At 68.0% G+C, this 20855-nt stretch carries 18 protein-coding genes; 8 read left to right on the top strand and 10 right to left on the bottom strand.

The window, feature by feature from the left end:
* Positions 1-12: 12 nt before the first annotated feature.
* Entirely contained in the window at positions 13-1659 is a 1647-nt protein-coding gene (locus tag AruCF_RS13120) for an ABC transporter permease (protein ID WP_049073477.1), read from the top strand.
* Positions 1660-1681: 22 nt separating this feature from the next.
* A complete protein-coding gene (locus AruCF_RS13115) occupies positions 1682-2665 on the top strand; it encodes an ABC transporter substrate-binding protein (protein ID WP_049073476.1) in 984 nt (327 codons plus the stop codon).
* 106 nt (positions 2666-2771) lie between these two features.
* Here the strand turns inward: AruCF_RS13115 and AruCF_RS13110 are convergent, their stop codons facing one another.
* Complete coding sequence (locus AruCF_RS13110) at positions 2772-3443, bottom strand: ABC transporter ATP-binding protein (protein WP_049073475.1); 672 nt, start codon at positions 3441-3443, stop codon at positions 2772-2774.
* On the opposite strand from AruCF_RS13110, the gene AruCF_RS13105 reads away from it, so the two are divergent.
* On the top strand, positions 3442-4101 hold the full coding sequence (locus AruCF_RS13105; RefSeq protein WP_049073474.1) for an arylesterase: 660 nt from the start codon (positions 3442-3444) through the stop codon (positions 4099-4101). The genes AruCF_RS13110 and AruCF_RS13105 overlap by 2 nt on opposite strands.
* Positions 4102-4144: 43 nt before the next feature.
* Here the strand turns inward: AruCF_RS13105 and AruCF_RS13100 are convergent, their stop codons facing one another.
* Complete coding sequence (locus tag AruCF_RS13100) at positions 4145-6115, bottom strand: SurA N-terminal domain-containing protein (protein WP_049073473.1); 1971 nt, start codon at positions 6113-6115, stop codon at positions 4145-4147.
* A gap of 329 nt (positions 6116-6444) precedes the next feature.
* Here AruCF_RS13100 and AruCF_RS13095 point away from each other — a divergent pair, with 329 nt between their 5' ends.
* From AruCF_RS13095 to AruCF_RS13085, 3 genes are all read left to right on the top strand, one after another.
* Positions 6445-7740 (top strand): M20/M25/M40 family metallo-hydrolase, encoded by a 1296-nt coding sequence (locus AruCF_RS13095; protein WP_049073472.1) that lies wholly within the window; start codon positions 6445-6447, stop codon positions 7738-7740.
* A gap of 534 nt (positions 7741-8274) precedes the next feature.
* Positions 8275-9024 carry a glycerophosphodiester phosphodiesterase gene (gene ugpQ, locus AruCF_RS13090; protein WP_006388171.1) on the top strand — a complete coding sequence of 250 codons (750 nt, stop codon included), beginning with the start codon at positions 8275-8277 and terminating at the stop codon, positions 9022-9024.
* 12 nt (positions 9025-9036) lie between these two features.
* Positions 9037-9927 carry a 23S rRNA (adenine(2030)-N(6))-methyltransferase RlmJ gene (locus AruCF_RS13085; RefSeq protein ID WP_006388170.1) on the top strand — a complete coding sequence of 297 codons (891 nt, stop codon included), beginning with the start codon at positions 9037-9039 and terminating at the stop codon, positions 9925-9927.
* A 63-nt stretch (positions 9928-9990) separates the two neighbouring features.
* Here the strand turns inward: AruCF_RS13085 and AruCF_RS13080 are convergent, their stop codons facing one another.
* The 3 genes from AruCF_RS13080 to AruCF_RS13070 all read right to left on the bottom strand — a co-directional run bounded on the left by AruCF_RS13080 (position 9991) and on the right by AruCF_RS13070 (position 12730).
* Positions 9991-11427: a dihydrolipoyl dehydrogenase gene (locus AruCF_RS13080; RefSeq protein WP_049073471.1), complete on the bottom strand. Its 1437-nt coding sequence runs from the start codon at positions 11425-11427 to the stop codon at positions 9991-9993.
* Between the two features lie 203 nt (positions 11428-11630).
* Positions 11631-12359 carry a glutathione peroxidase gene (locus tag AruCF_RS13075; RefSeq protein ID WP_049073470.1) on the bottom strand — a complete coding sequence of 243 codons (729 nt, stop codon included), beginning with the start codon at positions 12357-12359 and terminating at the stop codon, positions 11631-11633.
* 170 nt (positions 12360-12529) lie between these two features.
* Entirely contained in the window at positions 12530-12730 is a 201-nt protein-coding gene (locus AruCF_RS13070) for a heavy-metal-associated domain-containing protein (protein WP_049073469.1), read from the bottom strand.
* Positions 12731-12894: 164 nt separating this feature from the next.
* Here AruCF_RS13070 and AruCF_RS13065 point away from each other — a divergent pair, with 164 nt between their 5' ends.
* Both AruCF_RS13065 and cueR read left to right on the top strand, forming a co-directional pair.
* Positions 12895-15171 (top strand): heavy metal translocating P-type ATPase, encoded by a 2277-nt coding sequence (locus AruCF_RS13065; protein ID WP_049073468.1) that lies wholly within the window; start codon positions 12895-12897, stop codon positions 15169-15171.
* Positions 15172-15197: 26 nt separating this feature from the next.
* Entirely contained in the window at positions 15198-15590 is a 393-nt protein-coding gene (gene cueR / locus AruCF_RS13060) for a Cu(I)-responsive transcriptional regulator (protein WP_020927477.1), read from the top strand.
* Between the two features lie 63 nt (positions 15591-15653).
* Here the strand turns inward: cueR and rlmD are convergent, their stop codons facing one another.
* The 5 genes from rlmD to AruCF_RS13035 form a co-directional block, all read right to left on the bottom strand.
* Complete coding sequence (gene rlmD, locus AruCF_RS13055) at positions 15654-17159, bottom strand: 23S rRNA (uracil(1939)-C(5))-methyltransferase RlmD (protein WP_049073467.1); 1506 nt, start codon at positions 17157-17159, stop codon at positions 15654-15656.
* A gap of 164 nt (positions 17160-17323) precedes the next feature.
* The gene (locus AruCF_RS13050; RefSeq protein ID WP_049073466.1) at positions 17324-18076 is read right to left on the bottom strand and encodes a TorF family putative porin; all 753 of its coding nucleotides are present in this window, start codon (positions 18074-18076) and stop codon (positions 17324-17326) included.
* 362 nt (positions 18077-18438) lie between these two features.
* Positions 18439-19047, bottom strand: a complete 609-nt coding sequence (locus AruCF_RS13045; RefSeq protein WP_049073465.1) for a hypothetical protein — start codon at positions 19045-19047, stop codon at positions 18439-18441.
* Between the two features lie 169 nt (positions 19048-19216).
* A complete protein-coding gene (locus AruCF_RS13040; RefSeq protein ID WP_049073464.1) occupies positions 19217-19996 on the bottom strand; it encodes a 3'-5' exonuclease in 780 nt (259 codons plus the stop codon).
* Entirely contained in the window at positions 19993-20853 is an 861-nt protein-coding gene (locus AruCF_RS13035; RefSeq protein ID WP_049073463.1) for a peptidoglycan DD-metalloendopeptidase family protein, read from the bottom strand. The genes AruCF_RS13040 and AruCF_RS13035 overlap by 4 nt, the downstream gene beginning before the upstream one ends.
* Positions 20854-20855: the final 2 nt, after the last annotated feature.

Raw genomic sequence — 20855 nt, 5'->3', positions numbered from 1 at the left:
GACCGCCACGCCATGAAAATCAAATGGTGGCCCTGGGGCATCCTGACGGCGATCAGCCTGGCGCTGCTGCTGTTCTTCGTGCTGTATCCGCTGGCGGTGCTGTTCAGCAACAGCGTCACCGGCCAGGACGGCGGTTTCTCGCTGGAGGGGTTCCGCGCCCTGCTGGCCGACTCGCAATACCTGGAGGCCTTCGGCAACACGCTGGTGCTGGGGCTGGTGGTGACCGCCTGCACCATCCTGGTGGGCGTGCCGTTCGCCTACATGGTGGCGCGCTACGACTTCCCGCTCAAGAACCTGGTGGCGATCCTGCCGGTGCTGACCATCGTCATTCCCGAGATCATCGTCGGCCAGTCTTGGCTGCTGGTGCTGGGCAACAACGGCATCCTGACCAACCTGCTGGGCGACGCGGGCATCTCGCTGCCGTCGTTCTACGGCTGGACCGGCATGGTGTTCTCGATGACGCTGGTCTACTACACCTACATCTACCTGGGCGTGCTGGCCGCGTTGCGCGGCTTCGACGGCCAGCTGGAGGAAGCCGGCCTGAGCCTGGGCACGCCGCCACTGCTGACCCAACTGCGGGTGCTGGTGCCGGTGCTGCTGCCGGCGGTGCTGGTGAACGCGCTGGTGGTGTTCACGCTGGTGGTCGGCAACTTCGCGCTGGCGATGCTGCTGGGCAGCCGCGTGCCGCTGCTGTCGGTGATGACCTACAACACCTTCGTCAGCGAAATGGGCGGCAGCCCGACGCTGCAGAGCGCCATGTCGGTGGTGTCGATCGCCATCGTCGCCATCGTGCTGTTCGTGCAGAAGCGCGTGGTCGAGCGCAAGGTCTACACCATGACCCAGGGCCGCGCGCCGGCGGCGCGCCGGGTGCGTTCATGGCAGGCCATCCTGTACACCGGCGGCGTCGGCCTGGTGATCCTGCTGTCGCTGCTGCCGCTGATCGTGGTGTTCATCGCCGCCTTCACCAAGACCAGCGGGCCGGTGATGCACTGGGGCTCGTGGTCGCTGGCCAGCATGCAGCGCGCCCTGCACGGCGCGCCCGAGCCGATCCTGAATTCGCTCAAGTTCGCCTCGCTGGCCACGGTGACGGGCGTGGCCTTCGCGGTGCTGGTGAGCTACCTGACCATCAAGAAGCGCAGCGCCTTCACCCAGGTGCTGGACTACATCGTGGTGCTGCCGCTGACCATCTCGGGCACGGTGCTGGGCATCGCGCTGGTGCAGACCTTCAACACCGGCTGGCTGGTGCTGGCCGGCACCTCCGGCATCATGGTGCTGTGCTACGCGGTGCGGCGCCTGCCCTTCGCGGTGCGCAACGCCTCGTCGGTGCTGTTCAACATACCCGACTCGATCGAGGAAGCCTCGATCAGCCTGGGCGTATCGCCGCTGATGACCTTCTTCAAGGTCATCCTGCCGGCCATGAAGGCCTCGATCATCTCGGCCGCCATCCTGATGTGGCTGACCACGATTTCCGAGCTGTCGGCCTCGATCGTGGCCTACAGCGGCGGCCTCGAAACCATGCCGATCGCCATCTTCCGCCAGGTCGACGGCGGCCGCCTGGGCATGGCCTCGGCCTATGGCGCGGCGCTGGTCACGGTGATCGTGCTGCCCATCATCGTGTCGGTCAAGGCATTCCGCATCAAGCTGTTCTCCGGCAAATAACCCGCATCCACAAAGGCTCACCATGCACCTCAAACACTTCCTGCAAACCGGCCTGCTGGCCGCCACCCTGGCCGCGGGCGCCGCGCAGGCGCAGAACGTGGTCCTGTACTCGTCCAACAACACCGAGACCATCGAGACCGCGCTGGACGCCGTCAAGAAGCAGTCGCCCAAGCTGAACGTGCAGCCGGTCACCGGCGGCACCGGCACCATGATGAAGCGCATCGAGGCCGAGGCCCAGAACCCGCGCGGCGACCTGTTCTGGAGCGGCGGCTTCGGCACGCTGGGCGCCTACCGCCAGCACCTGCAGCCCTACCGCCCGGCCGATATCGACAAGATCCCGGCCGAGTTCCGCGGCCCCGACGACCTGTGGGTCGGCACCAACGTCCACATCATGGTGCTGATGGTCAACGAACGCCAGCTGAAAGGCCTGGCCGCGCCGGCCACCTGGTCCGACCTGATGCAACCGCAGTGGAAGGGCAAGTTCGCCATCACCGATCCGTCCAAGAGCGGCACCGCCTACATGCTGGTCTACGGCCTGTACAAGCAGTTCGGCCAGGAAGGCCTGGACAAGATCGCCGCCAACGCCGTGGTCACGGCCTCGTCCGGCACCACCTACAAGGGCGTGGCGGCCGGCGAATACGCGGTCGGCATGACGCTGGAATACGCCGCCCAGGAATACGTGGCCGGCGGCCAGAAGGAAATCAAGCTGGTCTACCCGACCGAGGGCAGCTACCTGGCGCCGGAAGGCATGTTCATCATCAAGGGCGCCAAGAACCTGGAGGCCGCCAAGGCGCTGTACGACGGCCTGCTCAGCAAGGAGGCCCAGGAAGCGCAACTGGTGAAGAACTTCCGCCGCCCGACCCGCAGCGACATCGCGGTGGCCAGCCTGACCACCCTGCCCGACTTCAACAGCATCAAGATCTTCCCGGTGAGCCAGGACGCGGCCGCCAAGGAGTACGAAGCCGTCGTCGCCGCCTGGAACCAGGCCGCGGCCAAGGCCAAGTAAGGTCCGCGCCAGAGGTTTGCGCCAAGCAAAAACGCCACCTTCGGGTGGCGTCTTCGTTTCAGGCTTGTGCCGCTGGCGCGGGCCGCAACGGCCGGTCGCATCCCGCCTACGCGGCCATGCGTCCCGCCGCCAGCACCACCTGCCGGCCGCAACGCGCCGCCAGTTGGGGATCGTGCGTCACCAGCACCAGCGTGGTGCCGTGCTCGCGGTGCAGGTCGAACATCAGGTCGATGACGGTGACGCCGGTGGCGGCGTCCAGGCTGCCCGTGGGTTCATCGGCGAACAGCAGGTCGGGCTGCACCACGAAGGCGCGCGCCAGCGACACGCGCTGCTGCTCGCCGCCGGACAGGGTGCGCGGATAATGATGCAGGCGCGCCCCCAGCCCGACGCGCTCGAGCATGGCCTGGGCCGCCTCGCGCGCCGGCTGACCCGCCAGTTCCAGCGGCAGCATGACGTTTTCCAGCGCGGTCAGGTTCGGCAGCAGCTGAAATGACTGGAACACAAACCCCACGTGATTGGCCCGCAGGCGCGCGCGGCCGTCCTCGTCCAGGGCGAACAGGTCCTGCCCGGCCAGGCGCACGCTGCCCGCGCTGGGAACATCCAGCCCGGCCAGCAGTCCCAACAGGGTGGACTTGCCCGACCCGGAGCTGCCGGTGATGGCCACGGCGCTGCCCGCCGCCACCGTAAAATCGATGTCTTCCAGGATAGACAGCGTCCCGCCGGCATCGGCCACCCGCTTGCCCAGCCCTTTCACCTCGATCGAATTCTTGCTATCCATGCGCCTGATTCCCCTGATTCGCCGTTCACTACTGATATCCACGCTGGCCACGGCCACCCTGATGGCGCCCGCCCACGCTCAGACCGCGCCGGCAGCCCAGGGTTCCGCGCAACGCACCGTGCTGGTGGTGGGCGACAGCCTGGCCGCCGAGTACGGCATCAAGCGCGGCACCGGCTGGGTGCCGCTGCTGTCCGCGCGGCTTTCCGAACAATACCCGAAGTACAAGGTCGTCAACGCCAGCATCAGCGGCGACACCACCAGCGGCGGCGTCGCGCGCCTGCCGGCGCTGCTGCGCCAGCATGAACCGGCGGTGGTGGTGCTGGAGCTGGGCTCGAACGACGCCCTGCGCGGGCTGCCGCTGAACATGACGGAGCAGAACCTGCGCACCATGGCGCAGGCGGCGCGTAAGGCCGAGGCCGAGGTGGTCATCGTCGGCATGCAGATCCCGCCCAACTACGGCCGCGACTACACCCAACGCTTCGCCCAGGTGTTTCCCACCGTCGCCAAAGACGAAAACGCCCGGCTCGTGCCCTTCCTGATGGAAGGTATCGCAACGAACCGGGCGATGTTCCAGGCCGACGGCATCCATCCCAACGAGGATGCCCAGGCCCAACTGCTGGACAATGTCTGGCCGACGCTGCGACCCTTGCTGCGGTGACTTGACGCGGGCCTGGGCGGCCCGCGATCCGCCTCGCGAAAGATCAGCCCGCCGCCTGCTGCGAGGCGTCGCCGCCGCGGATGGCGTCGGCGGCCGCCGGCAGCACCTGCACCTTGTATTCCTCGCGCAGCATGCGCACCAGCGCTTCGTTCTCGGCCTGGCCCCACGCGCCCGCCAATTGCTGCGCCAGGCGTTCCTTGTCGGCGGCCTCGACCGTGCCGGCCTCGACCTTTTCCAGGCGCACCAGCGTGTAATCGGCGCCCGACTGCACGCCGGTGTAGGCCGGCAGCTTGGCGGCCGGCAGGCGCATCACGGCGTCCAGCACCGAGCGCGGCAGGTTCTTGGGATCCTGGCGCGACACCACCAGCGGACCACCGAAGCCTTCCGGCGCCGCGGCGGGGTTGGCCTGATCGGCCGCCAGCGCGGCTTCACCGGCCTTCTTGGCGGCTTCGGCCGAACGCTCGTCCAGCAGCTTGGCGCGGATCGAATCGCTGACTTTCTCCAGCGCCGGCACGTGGGCCGGTTCCACGGCGGCCACGCGCACCGCCAGCATGGTGTCGGGCGACAGCTCGATCACGCCGGAGTTCTGCTTTTCACGCAGCACGTCGGGCGAGAACAGCACCTGGCGCACGCGCGGGTTGTCCAGCAACGCCGCGTCCGGGCTGTCCACGGCGGAACCGGGGCCGGCCTGGTCGGCGGGCAACAGACCTTCGCGCGTCACGCCCGAGGCGGTGCGCAGCTTCAGGCCCACCGCGTCGGCGGCCGGTTGCAGGCTGTCGCGCTGGTCGTAGACCTGCTTGTTCAGCTGGCTGGCCATCTCCGAAAAACGCACGGCGGCCAGTTGCTTGCGCACTTCGGCGGTGATCTGGTCCTTCACCTCGGCCAGCGGCTTGATCGCGGCGGGCTGAATCTCGGTGACCTTGACCACGTGGAAACCCGACGGGCTTTCGACCACGCCCGACACCTGGTCCTTGGACTGACTGAAGATCGCCTTTTCCAGCGGGCCGGACAGCATGCCCGGCGCCAGCCAGCCCAGGTCGCCGCCATTGGCGGCCGAGCCGGCGTCCTGCGAATTCTTGCGGGCCAGCTCGGCGAATTGCGCCGGGTTGGCGGCGGCCTGCGTGGCCAGGGCCTCGGCCTTGGCGCGGGCGGCCTTGCGCGCATCTTCCGAGGCGCCGGCGGGCACTTCGATCATGATGTGGCTGGCGCGGCGGCGCTCGGGCTGGCCGAAGCGGTTCTTGTTCTGTTCGTAATACGAAGCCAGGTCCTCGTCCTTGACCTGCACGCCCTCGGTGGCGGCGGCTTCGTTCAGCACCAGGTACTGCACCTGGACCTGTTCGGGAATCTGCAATTGCTGCTTGTTGGCGTCGTACCAGGCCTGGATGTCGGCCGGGGTGACGGTGACTTGCGAGCGGAAATCGGCGGCGGCGAAGCGGCGCAGTTGCACCGTGCGCTGCTGCGTCAGGGCGGTTTCCAGCGACGCCACCACTTCGGCGGGCGCGCGGGCCGACTGCCCGACCGGTTCCAGCACGCGGGCCACGGCCAGGTCACGGCGCAGGCCGGCCTCGAACGAGGTGGGCGACATGCCCTGCGCCGCCAGCACCTGGCGATAGCGCTCGGGCGAGAAGCGGCCGTTGTCCTGCACTTCCGGAATCGCGGCGATGGTGTTGCGCAGCGTTTCGTCGGACACCGAGAAACGGTTGTCCACGGCCACGTTCGCCAGCAGGCGCTGGTTGATCAGCTGGTTCAGCAGCGCTTCGCGCAGCTGCGGCGTGTCGATCACGGCCGGGTCGAACTGCGCGCCCAGGCGCTGGCGGTATTGCTCCAGCTGGTTGCGGTGCGCCTGGTCGAACTCCGCGCGGGAAATCGGCTGGCCGGCGACCGTCGCCAGTTCCGGCTCCTTGCGCATGAAGCTCTCATAGCCCTGGATCCCGACGAGGAAGAAGGACGGCACAATCAGAAGCAGCAGGATGAACTGCATCCAGCGCCGGTGGCTGCGAATAAATTCGAACATGGAATCCCTGTTGCCGCACTCGGGAGGAAACTTCCGCCCGGGGCGCACGAAAACGCATAAAAAAAGGCGAATCTCATTCGCCCTATTCCCATACCGGTCAAACCGGGTCAGCGGGCGGATTTTAGCATTTCTCATTCGTCCCGCAGCGTCTGCTTACATCGGCCCGCCCGTCGCCTGCGGCGAGGGCTTTTCCCCGCATGGAAGCGGGCCCCGGTCAACCGGGGAAACCCCGGTTCCCGCCTTCCGTCCCCGCTCGTATCGTCAAAGCCGGACCCGACGCCGCGCCGCCGGCTCCCTCCTTCCCCCCTTCCATGCAGAGGTGACTTTCGATGCCGTTCCCGCTCCCACGTCCGCTTGTCCTGCGTGCCGCGCTCGCCCTGGCCTTCCTGGGCGGCGCCTCCTGCGCCGCGCTGGCCGCCCCGGTCGCCGCCGTGCACGACGCCGCCGAGCAACAGAAGCAGGCCATGCTCGACACCATGCGCGACCTGGTCAATATCGAATCGGGCAGCCGGGACGTGGAAGGCGTGGAACGCATTGCCGCCCTCATCGGCGAGCGTCTCAAGGCCCTGGGCGGCAAGGTCGAAATCCTGCAGGCCACCGACATCTCCCGCCTGGACGACACCCCCGAGCGCGTCGGTCCCATGGTGCACGCCGAATTCAAGGGCAGCGGGCAGAAAAAGATCATGCTGATCGCGCACATGGACACCGTCTACCGCAACGGCATGCTCAAGGACCAGCCTTTCCGCATCGACGGCGACCGCGCCTATGGCCTGGGCATCGCCGATGACAAGCACGGCGTCGCCCTCATCCTGCACACCGTGGCCCTGCTGCAAAAACTGGACTTCAAGGATTACGGCACCCTGACCGTGCTGATCAACGGCGACGAGGAAATCAGCTCGCCGGGCGCCCGCGCCACCATCACCCGCCTGGGCGCCGACCAGGACGCCGTATTCTCCTTTGAAGGCGGCGGCGCCGAGGGCCGCCTGACCCTGGCCACCAGCGGCATCGGCGCCGCCTACCTGACCGTGCAGGGCAAAACCTCGCACGCCGGCGCCCGTCCCGAGGGCGGCGTCAACGCCCTGACCGAGCTGTCCCACCAGATCCTGCAACTGAAAGACCTGTCCAAACCCGAGGAAGGCCTGAAACTGAACTGGACCGTGGCCCAGGCCGGCACCAACCGCAACGTCATCCCCGGCCAGGCCACCGCCCAGGCCGACGCCCGCGCCCTCAAGGTGTCCGACTTCGACGCCCTTGAACGCACCCTGCAGGAACGCATCCAGAAGAAACTGCTGCCCGAGGCCAAAGTCAGCGTCAAATTCGAAGTGCGCCGCCCACCGCTGGAAGCCACCCCCGCCTCGCGCGCCCTCGCCAACCACGGCGTCGCCATCTACCAGGAACTCGGCCTGCCCATGAAAGTCATCGACCGCGCCAGCGGCGGCGGCACCGACGCCGCCTTCGCCGCCCTCAAGGCCCGCGGCCCCGTCATCGAAGGCATGGGCCTGAGCGGCTTCGGCGCCCACTCCAACGACGCCGAGTACATCCAGATCCCCTCCATCGTCCCCCGCCTCTACCTGGCCGCCCGCATGATCATGGACGTCTCCCAGGACAAGGCCCCGATGAAATAAGCGCCAGGCGCCTGCGGCTGCGCAACCCTACGAAGGCCGTCCCTGTCCCACCCAAGCAACAGGCTCCCCGCCCGCAAATCCCACCTCCCACGCCAGGGATGCGCCCCGCGAGCAACCACCACGTATGTCCGACAAGGCCGCGCAGGGCGGCCTTGTCGGACGGGCGCCAGCAGATCTTTCCAGCCCCGCCCACTCCTTCCAACGAAGCCCAAGCACACCCCCCACCCCCGCGACGCCCCGAACTTTCCCCACCGCGAGCGGCTGCGGGGCCGTGGCGCGGGGCCGGGGCGTGTAGAGGCGCGCGCGACGGAATCCGAAGGAGCCGCAGGCGACGAGGATGAGCACGCGCTGTCCAGCGCGCAGGCGCCGGACAAGCCTCGTAGCCCCGGCCCCGCGCCACGGCCCCGCAGCCGCGCCAAAAGAACCGAACCCGCGACACAGGCACGAAGCAAGCCCCCAGCACGACAGGAAAGGAACCCCCAGAACAGAGTATCCTTCCACCCTGTCCCAAAGAACCCCAAAAGCATCAAAGAAATGACCGCATCCCTCCCCACCTGGCCCTATTCCCGCCACATCGCCCACCGCGGCGGCGGCCGCCTGGCCCCGGAGAACACCCTCGCCGCCATGCGCGTCGGCGCCGAACACGGCTTCACCATGTTCGAATACGACGTCAAGCTCAGCCGCGACAACGTCCTCGTCCTGATGCACGACGACGACGTCGACCGCACCTCCAACGGCCACGGTCCCGCCGCCGCCAAGACCTTCAGCGAACTGGCGCAACTGGACTTCGGCAGCTGGCACTCCGCCGCCTACGCCGGCGAACCCCTGCCCACCTTTGCCGCCGTGGCCCGCTACACCGTCGCCAACGGCATCGCCAGCAACGTCGAGATCAAGCCCTGCCCTGGCCGCGAAGCCGAGACCGGCGCCGCCGTCGCCCTGGCCGCCCGTGAACTCTGGAAAGGCGCCGCCGTGGCCCCGCTGCTGTCCTCCTTCGCTGAGGAAGCCCTGCAGGCCGCCAAGGACGCCGCGCCCGAACTGCCGCGCGCCCTGCTGGTCGAGAAGGTGCCCGCCGACTGGCTCGACCGCCTGGTCAAATACGACTGCGTCGCCCTGAACATCAACCAGAAGGACGCCACGCGCGAACTGATCGACGCCGTGCACGCCGCCGGCTACCGCATTGCCGCCTGGACCGTCAACGACCCCGAGCGCGCCCGCCTGCTGCTGGACTGGGGCATCGACGGCATCTTCACCGACGAACTGGCCGCCATCCGGCCGGCCGCCTGAGGCCCCCGCCCCGTGTTCAGCTATCGCCACGCCTTCCACGCCGGCAACCATGCCGACGTGCTCAAGCACGCCATCCTGGTCCACACTCTGGACTACTTCAACCGCAAGGACGCGCCCTACTGGGTCATCGACACCCACGCCGGCGCCGGCCTCTACAGCCTGGACAGCGACTGGGCCGCCAAGACCTCGGAATTCGCCGACGGCATCGGCCGCCTGTGGGAACGCGACGACCTGCCGCCCCTGCTGGCCGACTACGTCGCCCGCATCCGCGCCTTCAACACCAACGGCCGCCTTAAGCGCTACCCCGGCTCGCCCTGGCTGACGCTGGACGCGCTGCGCCCGTCCGACCGCCTGCGCCTGTTCGAAATGCACCCGACCGAGATCGACACCCTGGTCGGCAACCTCGAACACATGGACCGCACCGCGCAGCGCCAGACCACCATCTACGGCGACGACGGCTTCGAGGGCGTCAAGGCCCTGCTGCCGCCGCCGACGCGCCGCGGCATGGTGCTGATCGACCCGTCCTACGAGGACAAGAACGACTACCGCCGCACGCTGATCACCGTCAAGGAATGCGTCAAGCGCTTCGCCACCGGCACCATCGCCGTCTGGTACCCGCTGGTGCAGCGGCGCGAGGCCAGCGAAATGGCGCGCCACTTCGAGAACCTCAAGGTCAAGAGCTGGCTGCACGCCACGTTGACGGTCAAGAAGGCCACCATCGACGGCTACGGCCTGCACGGCAGCGGCATGTTCCTGATCAACCCGCCGTGGACGCTGCACGACGCCCTCAAGCAGACCATGCCCTACCTGGCGCGTGAGCTGGGCCAGGACGAACGCGCCGGCTTCACGCTGCAATTCCGCGAGAATCCGTTCCCCGCGCCCAAGAAGCAGTCCGACGACTGATTCCAGGCAGGAACGAAAAAAAGGGCTGCCCCGAGGGGCAGCCCTTTTTCTTGGCAACGGCGTTCAGGCCGCGGCGTCTTCCGCCTCCACCTGGCGCAGCGCCTCCTGCGCCCGCGCCAGCTTGGCTGCCGCGTCGCGCAGCGCCGTGCGCAGGCCTTCCTCGATGACCGGATGGTAGAACGGCATTTCCAGCATGCGCGCCACGGTCAGCTCCTGCTGCACGGCCCAGGCCAGCAGATGACCGATGTGCTCGGCGCTGGGGCCGACCATCTCCGCGCCCAGGAAGCGGCCGCTGGCGATATCGGCGTACACGTGCAGCAGGCCGCGATTCTTCAGCATCACCCGCGAACGGCCCTGGTCGCCGAAGTCGACCTCGCCCGTCACGAAGGTGCCCGGCGTCAGGCGGGCGTGGCCCTGCCCGGCCAGCGCGATCTGCGGATCCGAGAACACCACCGCCAGCGGCGCGCGGCGCAGGCCCTGGCGCACCTCCGGATAACGCGCCGCGTTCTCGCCGGCGATGCGGCCTTCGTCGGCCGCCTCGTGCAACAAGGGCGCGTCGGCGTTGGCGTCACCGGCGATGAAGATCGCCGAATCGCCCGCCTGCATGGTGTCGCGGTCGAACAGTGGTACGCCCTGCGCGTTCAGTTGCAGGGAGGTGTTCTCCAGGCCCAGGCCATCCACGTTGGGGCGGCGGCCGGTGGCCACCAGCGCGTAGTCGAAACGCTCGGTGCGTTCGGTGTTGTCCAGCGCCACGTAGCGCACCTCGACCTCGTCGCCCACTCGCTGGGTTTCCAGCACGCGCGCATCCGGGTCCAGGTAGAACTCCTGCTGGAAGATCTTGCGGGCGCTGTGGCGCACCTGCGGATCGCTGATGCCGCCCAGGCTGCCGCTGACGCCGAACACGCGCACCTCGACGCCCAGCCGCGCCAGCGCCTGGCCCAGTTCCAGCCCGATCACGCCGGGGCCGAACACCGCCACCCGGCGCGGCAGGTCATCCCACGCGAACACATCGTCGTTGAGCACCAGGCGGTCGCCCAGCGCGCGGAATGGCGGCGGCACCGACGGCCGCGAGCCGGTCGCGATCACCACGCGGGACGCATGGATCTCGGTGTGGTCATCGACCCGCAGCACCGTGTCCGATTCAAAGCGGGCGTAGCCGCGGATCTTGTCTTCGGCCGGGATGTTCTCCACGCCCTCCAGCACGAAGCCGACGAAACGGTCGCGCTCGCGCTTGACGCGGTCCATCACCTCTTCGCCGTTGACCGTGACCTCGCCCTCGACGTGCACGCCGAACGGCGCGGTATGCGCCGCCTGATGGGCGGCTTCGGCGGCCGCGATCAGCAGCTTGGACGGCATGCAGCCGACGCGGGCGCAGGTGGTGCCATAAGGACCGCCTTCAATCAGCAGCGCGCGCTTGCCCGCGGCCTTGGCGGCGCGATAAGCGGCCAGGCCGGCGGTGCCGGCGCCCAGGACGGCGATATCGGTGTGCAGAGTCTTCATGAGTGGGATCCCCCGGTGTAGCGTCGAGCAAACATTGTCAAAGGCGGATTCCGCCTTGTTGCGCATCCTCCGGACGAAGCCCGTCCCGCGGCGCCCGCCGGGGCCGCGCGAAGATGCGGAAAAAGGGAAACCGGCGCGCCGGACCGCTCCTTGCGGGAGCGGCCGCGGCAAGGGAAAGGGACCCTGTCCCCTTCCCGCCAGCATCAGGCGAAGTGCGCCTTCAGGTCGTCCAGGCCGCCGATCAGCGAACCGTTGATGAACACCTGCGGAGCGGTGCCCTTGCCCGACACGGCGCCGATCACGCGGCCGCGCACCTTGTTCTCCAGCGGGATCTCGATCGGGGCATAGCCCTTGTCTTCGAGCAGCGCCTTGGCTTCCACGCAGAACGGGCAGCCGGGCTTGGAGAACACCACCACCTGGTCGGGCTTCTTGGCCGTCGGGGCGACGTGGGCCAGCATGGTGTCGGCGTCCGACACTTCAAACGGGTCGCCTTCCTTCTCGGGCTCGATGAACATCTTCTGCACCACGCCGTCCTTGACGAGCATGGAGTAGCGCCAGCTGCGCTTGCCAAAGCCCAGGTCGCTTTTGTCGACCAGCATGCCCATGCCTTCGGTGAATTCACCGTTGCCGTCGGGCAGCAGCGTGATGTTGGACGATTCCTGGTCCTTGGCCCATTCGTTCATGACGAAGGTGTCGTTGACCGACACGCAGACGATGCTGTCGACGCCGGCGGCGGCGAAGGCCGGAGCCAGTTCGTTGTAGCGCGGCAGGTGGGTCGACGAGCAGGTCGGCGTGAAAGCGCCGGGAAGCGAAAAGACCACGACCGTCTTATTCTTGAACAGGTCGTCGGTCGTGACCTTTTTCCAGGTGTTGCCCTCGCGGACGGGGAACGTTACGTTGGGAACACGTTGGCCTTCACGGTTTTGCAGCATGCAATCTCTCCTTGGGGTAGCGGGGTCTTGTTCAACCACCATGGAAAGAATGATAAACGGCAGCTATCAATTATTCAAATTTAATTAACTTAATTGATTGATAGCTTAAATCAATAACCTAATAACCACCGCCAGGCTTCTTCTATCATACGCCTGGCGGCGGCGCGCCCTCACACGCGCTGCGGCTCGTAGCCGGCGTCACGGATCGCGGCCTCGACCTTGTCGGCCTGGTCGGTGCCGCTGATGGTGACGCGATGCGTGGGCAGGTCCACCGCCACGCTGGCGCCCGGCGCCGCCGCCGTCACCGCGCCGGTGATGGTCTTGACGCAATGGCCGCAGGTCATGTCGGGGACTTGGAATTCGATGCTCATGGTGTTCTCCGTGGGGATCAGGGGGATTGCCGCACCGCTTCCGGTGCCAGCTCAACCCCAGCTTAGACCTTCCCATTATAGGAAGGTCAAGCGTAGAATAGTCCTTGACCTTCCCATCATGGGAAGGATGAAACTGAGGCCTTCCCACCTCAATCGAGACTGCCATGAGCGTTGCCAACCCTTCCGTCGAGCTCGAACTTGCCATCGAAGGCATGACCTGCGCGTCCTGCGTGAAGCGCGTGGAAAAGGCCCTGACGCGCGTGCCGGGCGTGGCCCAGGCCCAGGTCAACCTGGCCACCGAACGCGCCCTGGTGGCCTATGATCCGGCCGCGGCCCAGCCCGATGCCCTGGTCGAGGCCGTGGTCAAGATGGGCTACGAGGCCCGTCCGATCGCCGCCCAGGACGACCACGCCGAACGCCAGTCCGAAGCGCGCGACGCCGAGGCGCGGCGCCTGCAGCGCGCCTTCATCGCCGCCCTGGTGCTGACGCTGCCGGTGTTCGCGCTGGAAATGGGCTCGCACCTGATTCCCGCCATGCATCACTGGGTCATGGCGACCATCGGCCAGCAGAACAGCTGGCTGTTGCAGTTCGTGCTGACCACGGCGGTGCTGGCCTGGCCTGGCCGCCATTTCTTCAGCAAGGGGCTGGTGGCCTTGTGGCGGCGCGCGCCCGAGATGAACTCGCTCGTCGCGTTGGGCGCCGGCGCGGCCTGGGGCTACTCGGTGGTGGCGACCTTCGCGCCCGAGTGGCTGCCGGAGGCGGCCCGCAACGTCTATTACGAAGCGGCGGCGGTGATCGTCACGCTGATCCTGCTGGGGCGCACGCTGGAAGCGCGCGCCAAGGGCAAGACCGGCGCGGCCATCAAGCGCCTCATCGGCCTGCAGCCCCGCACCGCGCGCGTCATGCGCGACGGCCAGCCTCGGGACATCGCCATCGAGCAGGTGCGCAAGGGCGATATCGTGATGGTGCGCCCCGGCGAAAAGATCCCGCTGGACGGCGAGATCATCGAGGGTGGCTCGTACGTCGATGAATCGATGCTGACCGGCGAACCGGTGCCCGTGGAAAAGCAGCCGGGCATGCAGGCGACCGGCGGCACGCTCAATACATCCGGCAGCTTCACGCTGCGCGTCACCCACACCGGCGCCGACACCATGCTGGCCCGCATCATCCGCATGGTCGAGGCCGCCCAGGGCGCGCGCCTGCCGATCCAGGCGCTGGTGGACCAGGTCACCGCCTGGTTCGTGCCGGCCGTCATGGGCATGGCGTTGCTGACCTTCCTGGCCTGGTTTTTCCTCGGCCCCACGCCGGCGCTGTCGCACGCGCTGGTCAACGCGGTGGCGGTGCTGATCATCGCCTGCCCCTGCGCCATGGGCCTGGCCACGCCGACCTCGATCATGGTCGGCACCGGCCGCGCCGCCGAGATGGGCGTGCTGTTCCGCCAGGGTGACGCGCTGCAGACGCTGCGCGACGTGCAGGTGGTGGCCTTCGACAAGACCGGCACCCTGACGCTGGGCAAGCCGACCCTGACCGAACTGGAGCCTGCCGCCGGCGTCGATGAACGCGAGGTGCTGCAATGGGTCGCCTCGGTGCAGGCGCGCTCCGAGCATCCGATCGCGCTGGCCATCGTGGCGGCCGCCGTCGAACGCAAGATCGACCTGTTGCCGGCGGAAGGCTTCGCCGCCATCACCGGCGCCGGGGTCGAAGCCAGCGTGGCCGGCAAGCGCGTGCTGGCCGGCGCCGACCGCCTGATGGCCGAGCGCGGCATCGACGTCAGCGCCTTCGGCCAGCGCGCCGAACAATGGGGCAACGAGGGCAAGACGCCGATCTACGTCGCCATCGACGGCCAGGCTGCCGCAATGATGGCCGTGACCGATCCGGTCAAGCCGTCGGCCGTGGACGCCATTGCCGCGCTGCATGCACAGGGCCTGAAGACCGCCATGATCACCGGCGACAACCGCCACACGGCGCAGGCCGTGGCGCGCCAATTGGGCATCGACGAAGTGCGCGCCGAGGTGCTGCCCGACGGCAAGGTCGAGGCCATCGCCGCGCTGCGCGCTGGCGGCCGCAAGCTGGCCTTCGTCGGCGACGGCATCAACGACGCGCCGGCGCTGGCCGCGGCCGACACCGGCATCGCCATCGGCACCGGCACCGACGTCGCCATCGAGGCCGCGTCCGTGGTGCTGATGGCCGACGATCTGCACGGCGTGCCCAACGCCATCGCGCTGAGCCGCGCCACGCTGGCCAACATACGCCAGAACCTGTTCTGGGCCTTCGCCTACAACGCCGCGCTGATCCCGCTGGCGGCGGGCGCCCTGTATCCGGCCTATGGCCTGTCGCTGTCACCGATCTTCGCGGCCGGCGCCATGGCGCTGTCCAGCGTGTTCGTGCTGGGCAACGCGCTGCGCCTGAAGACCTTCCGCCCCCCGCGCGCCGCGCACTGACGCGCCGTTCTTCCAGGAGACCGCATATGAATATCGGACAAGCCGCCCAGGAATCCGGCATCTCGGCCAAGATGATCCGTTACTACGAGAGCATCGGCCTGATCGGCCCGGCGCTGCGCAAGGACTCGGGCTACCGGGTCTACAGCGAGCACGACCTGCACACGCTGCGCTTCGTGCGGCGCGCGCGCGACCTGGGTTTCTCGGTCGAACAGATGAACGAGCTGCTGGCGCTGTGGCGCGACCGCAGCCGCGCCAGCGCCGACGTCAAGCGCATCGCGCTCGAACACGTGGCCGAACTGGAACGCAAGGCCTGCGCCCTGCGCGACATGGCGGCCACGCTCAAGCACCTGGCGCACAACTGCCACGGGGATGATCGACCCGATTGCCCCATCCTGGAAAACCTGGGGCGCTCCCAGTAAGACAAAAGGGCAAGCCAACCGGCTTGCCCTTCTTGCATGCGGCCCGGTCGACGCCGGGGCGGGTCACGCCTGGCTTTGCGCCGGCGTCTCGCCCTCGGCCGCGACGCGGGCGTGGTAGGCCTCGGTGGCCGCCTGCTTGGACGCGGCCTTCTCGGCGGCCGCGGCGGCCTTTTCCGCTTCCGCGGCGGCCGCATCGGCGGCCTGCTGCAAGGCGCGCTGGCGGGCGCGCTCCTGCACTTCGCGCACGCCCTCGGCATCCAGCGATTCGAACACCGCGATCGACTCCACGTGCCCGGTGTGCGGGAACATGTTGATGACCCCGGCGCTCTTGAGCAGGTAGCCGCCCTCGTGCACCATGATGGCGGCGTCGCGCGCCAGCGTGGCGGGATTACAGGACACGTAGACGATACGGCGCGGGCGCTCCTCGACCTTCAGTTGCGACAGCGCCTGTGCCACGGCCTGCGCGCCTTCGCGCGGCGGATCGATCAGCATGCGGTCGAAGAAGCCCAGGCCGCGCAGCCATTCGACGTCCACCTCGAACAGGTTGAGGGTGGCGAAACTGGTGCGCTCGCCCAGCCCGTGGCGCGCGGCGGCCTCGTGAGCGCGGTCGGTCAGCGCCTTGCTGCCCTCCACGCCCACGGCCTCGCGGCCCTGGGTGGCCAGCGGCAGCGTGAAGTTGCCCAGGCCACAGAACAGGTCGGCGACGCGGTCGGTCGGCTGCACTTCCAGCAGCGTGAGCGCGCGCGACACCATGGAACGGTTGATGGCGTGATTGACCTGGGTGAAGTCGGTCGGCCGGTACGGCATGCGCAGGCCGAATTCGGGCATGGTGTAGGTCAGCGCGTCGCGGTGCTCGGGCACCAGCGGATGCACCGTGTCCGGGCCCTTGGGCTGCAGCCACCATTGCACGTTGTGCTTGTCGGCGAAGGCGCGCAGCACGGCGATGTCGTTGTCGGTCAGCGGCAGCAGGTGGCGCAGCACCAGCGCGGTCACGCCGTCGCCCAGCGACACTTCCACCTGCGGCAGGCGGTCGGGCGCGGACATCGACGCGATCATGGCGCGCAGCGGCATCAGCAGGTCGCTGACGTGGCGCGGCAGCACATGGCATTCGCGCATGTCGGCCACGTAGCTGCTCTTGCGCTCGTGAAAGCCCACCAGTACCCCGCCCTTCTTGGGCACCACGCGCACCGACAGGCGGGCGCGGTAGCGGTAGCCCCAGGTCGGGCCATGCAGCGGCGCCAGGATGCGGGCCGGACGCAGCTTGCCGACATGCCAGAAGGTGTCTTCGAGCGACCGCTGCTTGATCGCCACCTGCGTGGACGGTTCGAGATGTTGCATGGCACAGCCGCCACAGACGCCGAAATGCGGGCAGCGCGGCGTCACGCGCTGCGACGAGGGGCGCATCACCTGGTCGACCCGCGCGATTTCGTAGGACGGCTTGCGGCGCACGGTGGTCGCCGTGACCCGCTCGCCGGGCAAGGCGCCTTCCACGAACACGACCTTGCCATCGCGGCGGGCAATGCCCCGGGCTTCCAGGTCCAGGGATTCGATACTCAAAACGTCAGACATCTCACGCAGTCCAGAAAATTCACGCAACCCGGCATTGTAAGAGGATTCGGCAGCGCCCCGCCCGCGTCCGAAAAAAAGGGGGACTTGCCGGAGACGGCCCGCCGGGCAGTCTCCATCAAGCCCCCCAAAGCCGGCGCCGGTGAGGGCGCCGCCACGGATGGGAATCAGAACGAACGCGACACCGAGAACACCGCGCCCAGGCGGCCCGACGGATGGCCGTACTTGGTCGGCAGCCAGTTGTCCTTGGTGGCGCCGACGGCGGCCAGGCCCAGCACCCAGCCCTTCAGGTCCTTGGTGACGCCGAGCTTGTAGTCGACGTAATGGCCGATGGAGTCGCCGTCCATGTTGACCTGGTTCTTGAGCTTCTGGTAACCCAGATGGCCCACCAGTCCCCAGCCGTCGCCCAGGTCGAAGTTGGCGGTGCCGTCCAGGTACCAGGTGCCCTTGCTGTCGGGCGTGCTGAAGAAGTCGCTGGGCGTGTACGAATACTTGAGGGTGTAGTTGGCGTAGGTCGCGGCCAGGTACAGGTCGGTGTTGTTGTAGTTGCCGCCCTTGGGCGAGCTGGAGCCGGGATAGTAGTAGTGCAGCACGCCGGCATCGAGCGTGAAGCCGCCGCCGACGTCGCCCTTCCAGCCGCCGTAGAAGTCCATTTCCAGATTGCCGTCGGTGAAGACGAAGCTGGACACATTGGAGTTCCAGTTGCCCAGGTAGAAGCCGGAGCTGTGGTTCAGATCGAAGCCCAGCTGGGCGGCCGGCCGGAAGTCGGTCTGCGAATAGCCGCGGAAACGGTAGTCGCTGGCGATCGTGGCATTGCCGCTGAGCGAAAAACCGCCGCCCAGGTCGGTGGGTTCGGCCTGTGCCGTTGCAACGAAACAAGCGGCGAGCGCAACGGGCAAGGCTAGCAACGTCTTCTTCATGGTGCGGTGTCCTGATCGGATTTAACGAGGAGGAGGAAGGGCCTTAGGCACATCCGTCGGACCGGTCTTGCAACGGCAGGTAACCGGCTCACCTTCCCTCAAGCAATGTCCGTGCCAGGTTTCATTTACGTGTCAGCCCACTGGCGATGCGCTGAACAGGCGCGCCGTGGCGCACCAGTACGGTGCGCGCCGCCACGCGGGCAGGCGGCGACGCCTCAAAATGGGGCTTGCGCGCCGTCGGGGCATGCGGCGCACAACAAAAACCCCGCCCGCGCGAGGCGGGGCGGGGTTGGACTGGCACCGCTGCCCTTGCCGGGGCGGCGTGGTCCGGCCGCGGACGGCTTGGCCGTCCGATCGGGCGGTCAGTTGGCGGCGGGCGCGGGCGGCGGCGGGGGCACGGCGCCCGGCGCGTTGCCCGGACCCTTGCCGTGGCGCCCTTCCATGCGGGCGTGGCGTTCCTGCATCTTGGCCTGACGCTCCTTGAGCATCTGGGTCACCTGGGCGCGCTGGGCGTCGTTCAGGCTGTCCCACACGGCCAGCCATTGATCGCGGACCTGCTTGGCCTGCGTGCCGAACTGGTCACGCGACTTGTCGGATTGCTCCAGCAGTGCGCGCGGATCGAGCTTGCCGCTATCCAGTTGCGCCTTGAGCAGATCGTGGCGCTGGCCGCCGGAAGCGCGCATGGCTTCGTGCAGGCTGCGCTGGCCGTCCTGCGCGGTCTTGACCAGGGCCTGCTGCTTGTCATCCAGCTTGAGCTGATCGAGCTGCGCCTTGGACACGGGGCCCAGGCCCGGGATCCACAGGCCGTCGCGCATGCCCTTGTGGAAACCGCCACCACGGTGGCCTTCGTGCATTGCGGCGGGACCACCGTCGGCAGGCGCCGCCGCCATGACGGGACCGGCCAGCAAGCCGCCGGTGGCGGCGACCATGGCCAGGGCAGCCAGGTTGGAGCGGAGTGCGAATCGGGACATGTAGGTCTCCTGAAAGTGAAGAAAGCGAGGCCATTGTGCGATCCGCCCGGTTTCATCCAGGTTTCGTCCCCGCAAGCTATGTTTCAGTCGATTGCGCCTGCGCCAGGCGTGAAAACGGGGCCCGGCGGGCCCCGTCTGTCGAGCATGCCGCGCCATCCGCGCGCGCCGCTCAGTTGGCGTCCCAGGCCGCCATGTACTCCTTCCAGTGCGGCGCGTCGCTGGCCGTCAGCGTGTCGCGCACCAGCGCGATCTCGGCCTCGTAGGCCGTGCGGTCGATTTCGCCGCGCAGGAAGCGGAAGCGGCAATACACCAGCCAGGTGTTGACCACGTCCGTTTCGCAATAAGCGCGGACCTCGTCGGCGCGGCCCTGGCTCCAGGCCTCCCACACCTTGCTGCCGTCCATGCCGAGCTTGCCGGGAAAGCCGCACAGCTTGGCCAGTTCGTCCAGCGGCGCGTTGGCGCGGCCGTTGTACTTGGCCAGCAGGTCCATCAGGTCGGTGTGGCGCGAGTGATAACGCGAAATGTAGTTGTTGAACTTGAAATCGCGGTCTTCCTCGCCCATGTCCCAGTAGCGCGGCGCGGGCACGCCCTGGATCAGGCTGCGGTAGTGCAGCACCGGCAGGTCAAAGCCCGAACCGTTCCAGCTGACCAGCTTGGGCGTGTAGCGCTCGATGGTCTTGAAGAAGCCGGCCAGCAGCGCGGCTTCGGGATCGTCGGGCTGGCCCAGCGTCTTGACGCGAAAGCCCTGGTCGTCGCGGAACACGCAGCCCACCACCGCCACCTTGTGCAGGTGCAGCGGCAGGAAATCGTGGCCCACGGCCTCGCGGCGCGCGGTGAGCGCGCGCTCGACCACTTCGGCATCGGGGACGTCGGCGCTCCAGCCGTTGAGCTTGCGCAGGCCTTCCGCGTCGGGAATGGTCTCGAGGTCGAATACCAGGGTGGGCGTCATTTGGCGGGCAGGTACTGCATCGGATCCACGGGAGTGCCCTGGCGGCGGATCTCGAAGTGCAGGCGCGGCGAGGTGGTGTCGCTCTGGCCGATCTCGGCGATCTTGGCGCCGCGCTTGACGTCCTGGCCGGTCTTGACCAGCAGCGTGCGGTTGTGCGCATACGCCGTGATGAAGCCGTTCTGGTGATTGACGATGATCAGGTTGCCCAGGCCACGCACGCCGTTGCCGCTGTACATGACCTTGCCATCCGCGGCGGCGGTGACCGGGTCGCCCAGCGCGCCGGCGATATCGATGCCCTTGCTGTTGTTGTTGAAGCCCTGCATGATCTGGCCACCGGCCGGCCAGGCCCAGTTGATCACGCCGGCATCGGCCGCGCGCGTGGCGGGCTTGGTTTCAGCCGGCGTGGGCGCGGGGGCCGGCGGCGGCAGCGAAGCCGTGGCGGTGCCCGAGGTATCGGCCGGCTGGTCCAGCGGGCGCGGCTGCGCCTTGTTGCTGGCGATGGGCGCCGGTTGCGCGACGCCACCCGACGAACCCGACATCTTCAGCACCTGCCCCACCGAAATCTGGTTGGGATCGCTGAGGTTGTTCCAGCGCTTGATGTTCTCGACATCGACGTTGTTGGCGCGCGCGATCTTGTAGAGCGTGTCGCCCGGCTTGACGACATAACTGCCACCCGGCTGGGCGGCGGCGGACGGCTGGCCGCCGGCCAGGTCGACGACCGGCGCGCGCGTGCCCTTGGATGCGCAGCCGGCCAGGATGGCCAGGCTGAGGACGCCGGCCACAAAAATCGGGCGGCGCAGGCGCGTCATGGACACGCCGAGGTTCATATCGGTCAGTTGCAACTGCCCGTTGAGCATAC

The sequence above is a fragment of the Achromobacter ruhlandii genome (genome assembly GCF_002082135.1).
Lineage (GTDB): Bacteria > Pseudomonadota > Gammaproteobacteria > Burkholderiales > Burkholderiaceae_B > Achromobacter > Achromobacter ruhlandii.
Note: the sequence above shows the minus strand (reverse complement) of the source record. Positions and strands in the feature narration are given on the sequence as shown.

What these genes read in the sequence shown, in the direction of transcription:
- AruCF_RS13120 (WP_049073477.1), top strand. Translation starts at nt 13, where the DNA reads ATGAAAATCAAATGGTGGCCCTGGGGCATCCTGACGGCGATCAGCCTG.
- AruCF_RS13115 (WP_049073476.1), top strand. Translation starts at nt 1,682, where the DNA reads ATGCACCTCAAACACTTCCTGCAAACCGGCCTGCTGGCCGCCACCCTG.
- AruCF_RS13105 (WP_049073474.1), top strand. Translation starts at nt 3,442, where the DNA reads ATGCGCCTGATTCCCCTGATTCGCCGTTCACTACTGATATCCACGCTG.
- AruCF_RS13110 (WP_049073475.1), bottom strand. Translation starts at nt 3,443, where the DNA reads ATGGATAGCAAGAATTCGATCGAGGTGAAAGGGCTGGGCAAGCGGGTG.
- AruCF_RS13100 (WP_049073473.1), bottom strand. Translation starts at nt 6,115, where the DNA reads ATGTTCGAATTTATTCGCAGCCACCGGCGCTGGATGCAGTTCATCCTG.
- AruCF_RS13095 (WP_049073472.1), top strand. Translation starts at nt 6,445, where the DNA reads ATGCCGTTCCCGCTCCCACGTCCGCTTGTCCTGCGTGCCGCGCTCGCC.
- ugpQ (WP_006388171.1), top strand. Translation starts at nt 8,275, where the DNA reads ATGACCGCATCCCTCCCCACCTGGCCCTATTCCCGCCACATCGCCCAC.
- AruCF_RS13080 (WP_049073471.1), bottom strand. Translation starts at nt 11,427, where the DNA reads ATGAAGACTCTGCACACCGATATCGCCGTCCTGGGCGCCGGCACCGCC.
- AruCF_RS13075 (WP_049073470.1), bottom strand. Translation starts at nt 12,359, where the DNA reads ATGCTGCAAAACCGTGAAGGCCAACGTGTTCCCAACGTAACGTTCCCC.
- AruCF_RS13070 (WP_049073469.1), bottom strand. Translation starts at nt 12,730, where the DNA reads ATGAGCATCGAATTCCAAGTCCCCGACATGACCTGCGGCCATTGCGTC.
- AruCF_RS13065 (WP_049073468.1), top strand. Translation starts at nt 12,895, where the DNA reads ATGAGCGTTGCCAACCCTTCCGTCGAGCTCGAACTTGCCATCGAAGGC.
- cueR (WP_020927477.1), top strand. Translation starts at nt 15,198, where the DNA reads ATGAATATCGGACAAGCCGCCCAGGAATCCGGCATCTCGGCCAAGATG.
- rlmD (WP_049073467.1), bottom strand. Translation starts at nt 17,159, where the DNA reads ATGTCTGACGTTTTGAGTATCGAATCCCTGGACCTGGAAGCCCGGGGC.
- AruCF_RS13050 (WP_049073466.1), bottom strand. Translation starts at nt 18,076, where the DNA reads ATGAAGAAGACGTTGCTAGCCTTGCCCGTTGCGCTCGCCGCTTGTTTC.
- AruCF_RS13045 (WP_049073465.1), bottom strand. Translation starts at nt 19,047, where the DNA reads ATGTCCCGATTCGCACTCCGCTCCAACCTGGCTGCCCTGGCCATGGTC.
- AruCF_RS13040 (WP_049073464.1), bottom strand. Translation starts at nt 19,996, where the DNA reads ATGACGCCCACCCTGGTATTCGACCTCGAGACCATTCCCGACGCGGAA.
- AruCF_RS13035 (WP_049073463.1), bottom strand. Translation starts at nt 20,853, where the DNA reads ATGCTCAACGGGCAGTTGCAACTGACCGATATGAACCTCGGCGTGTCC.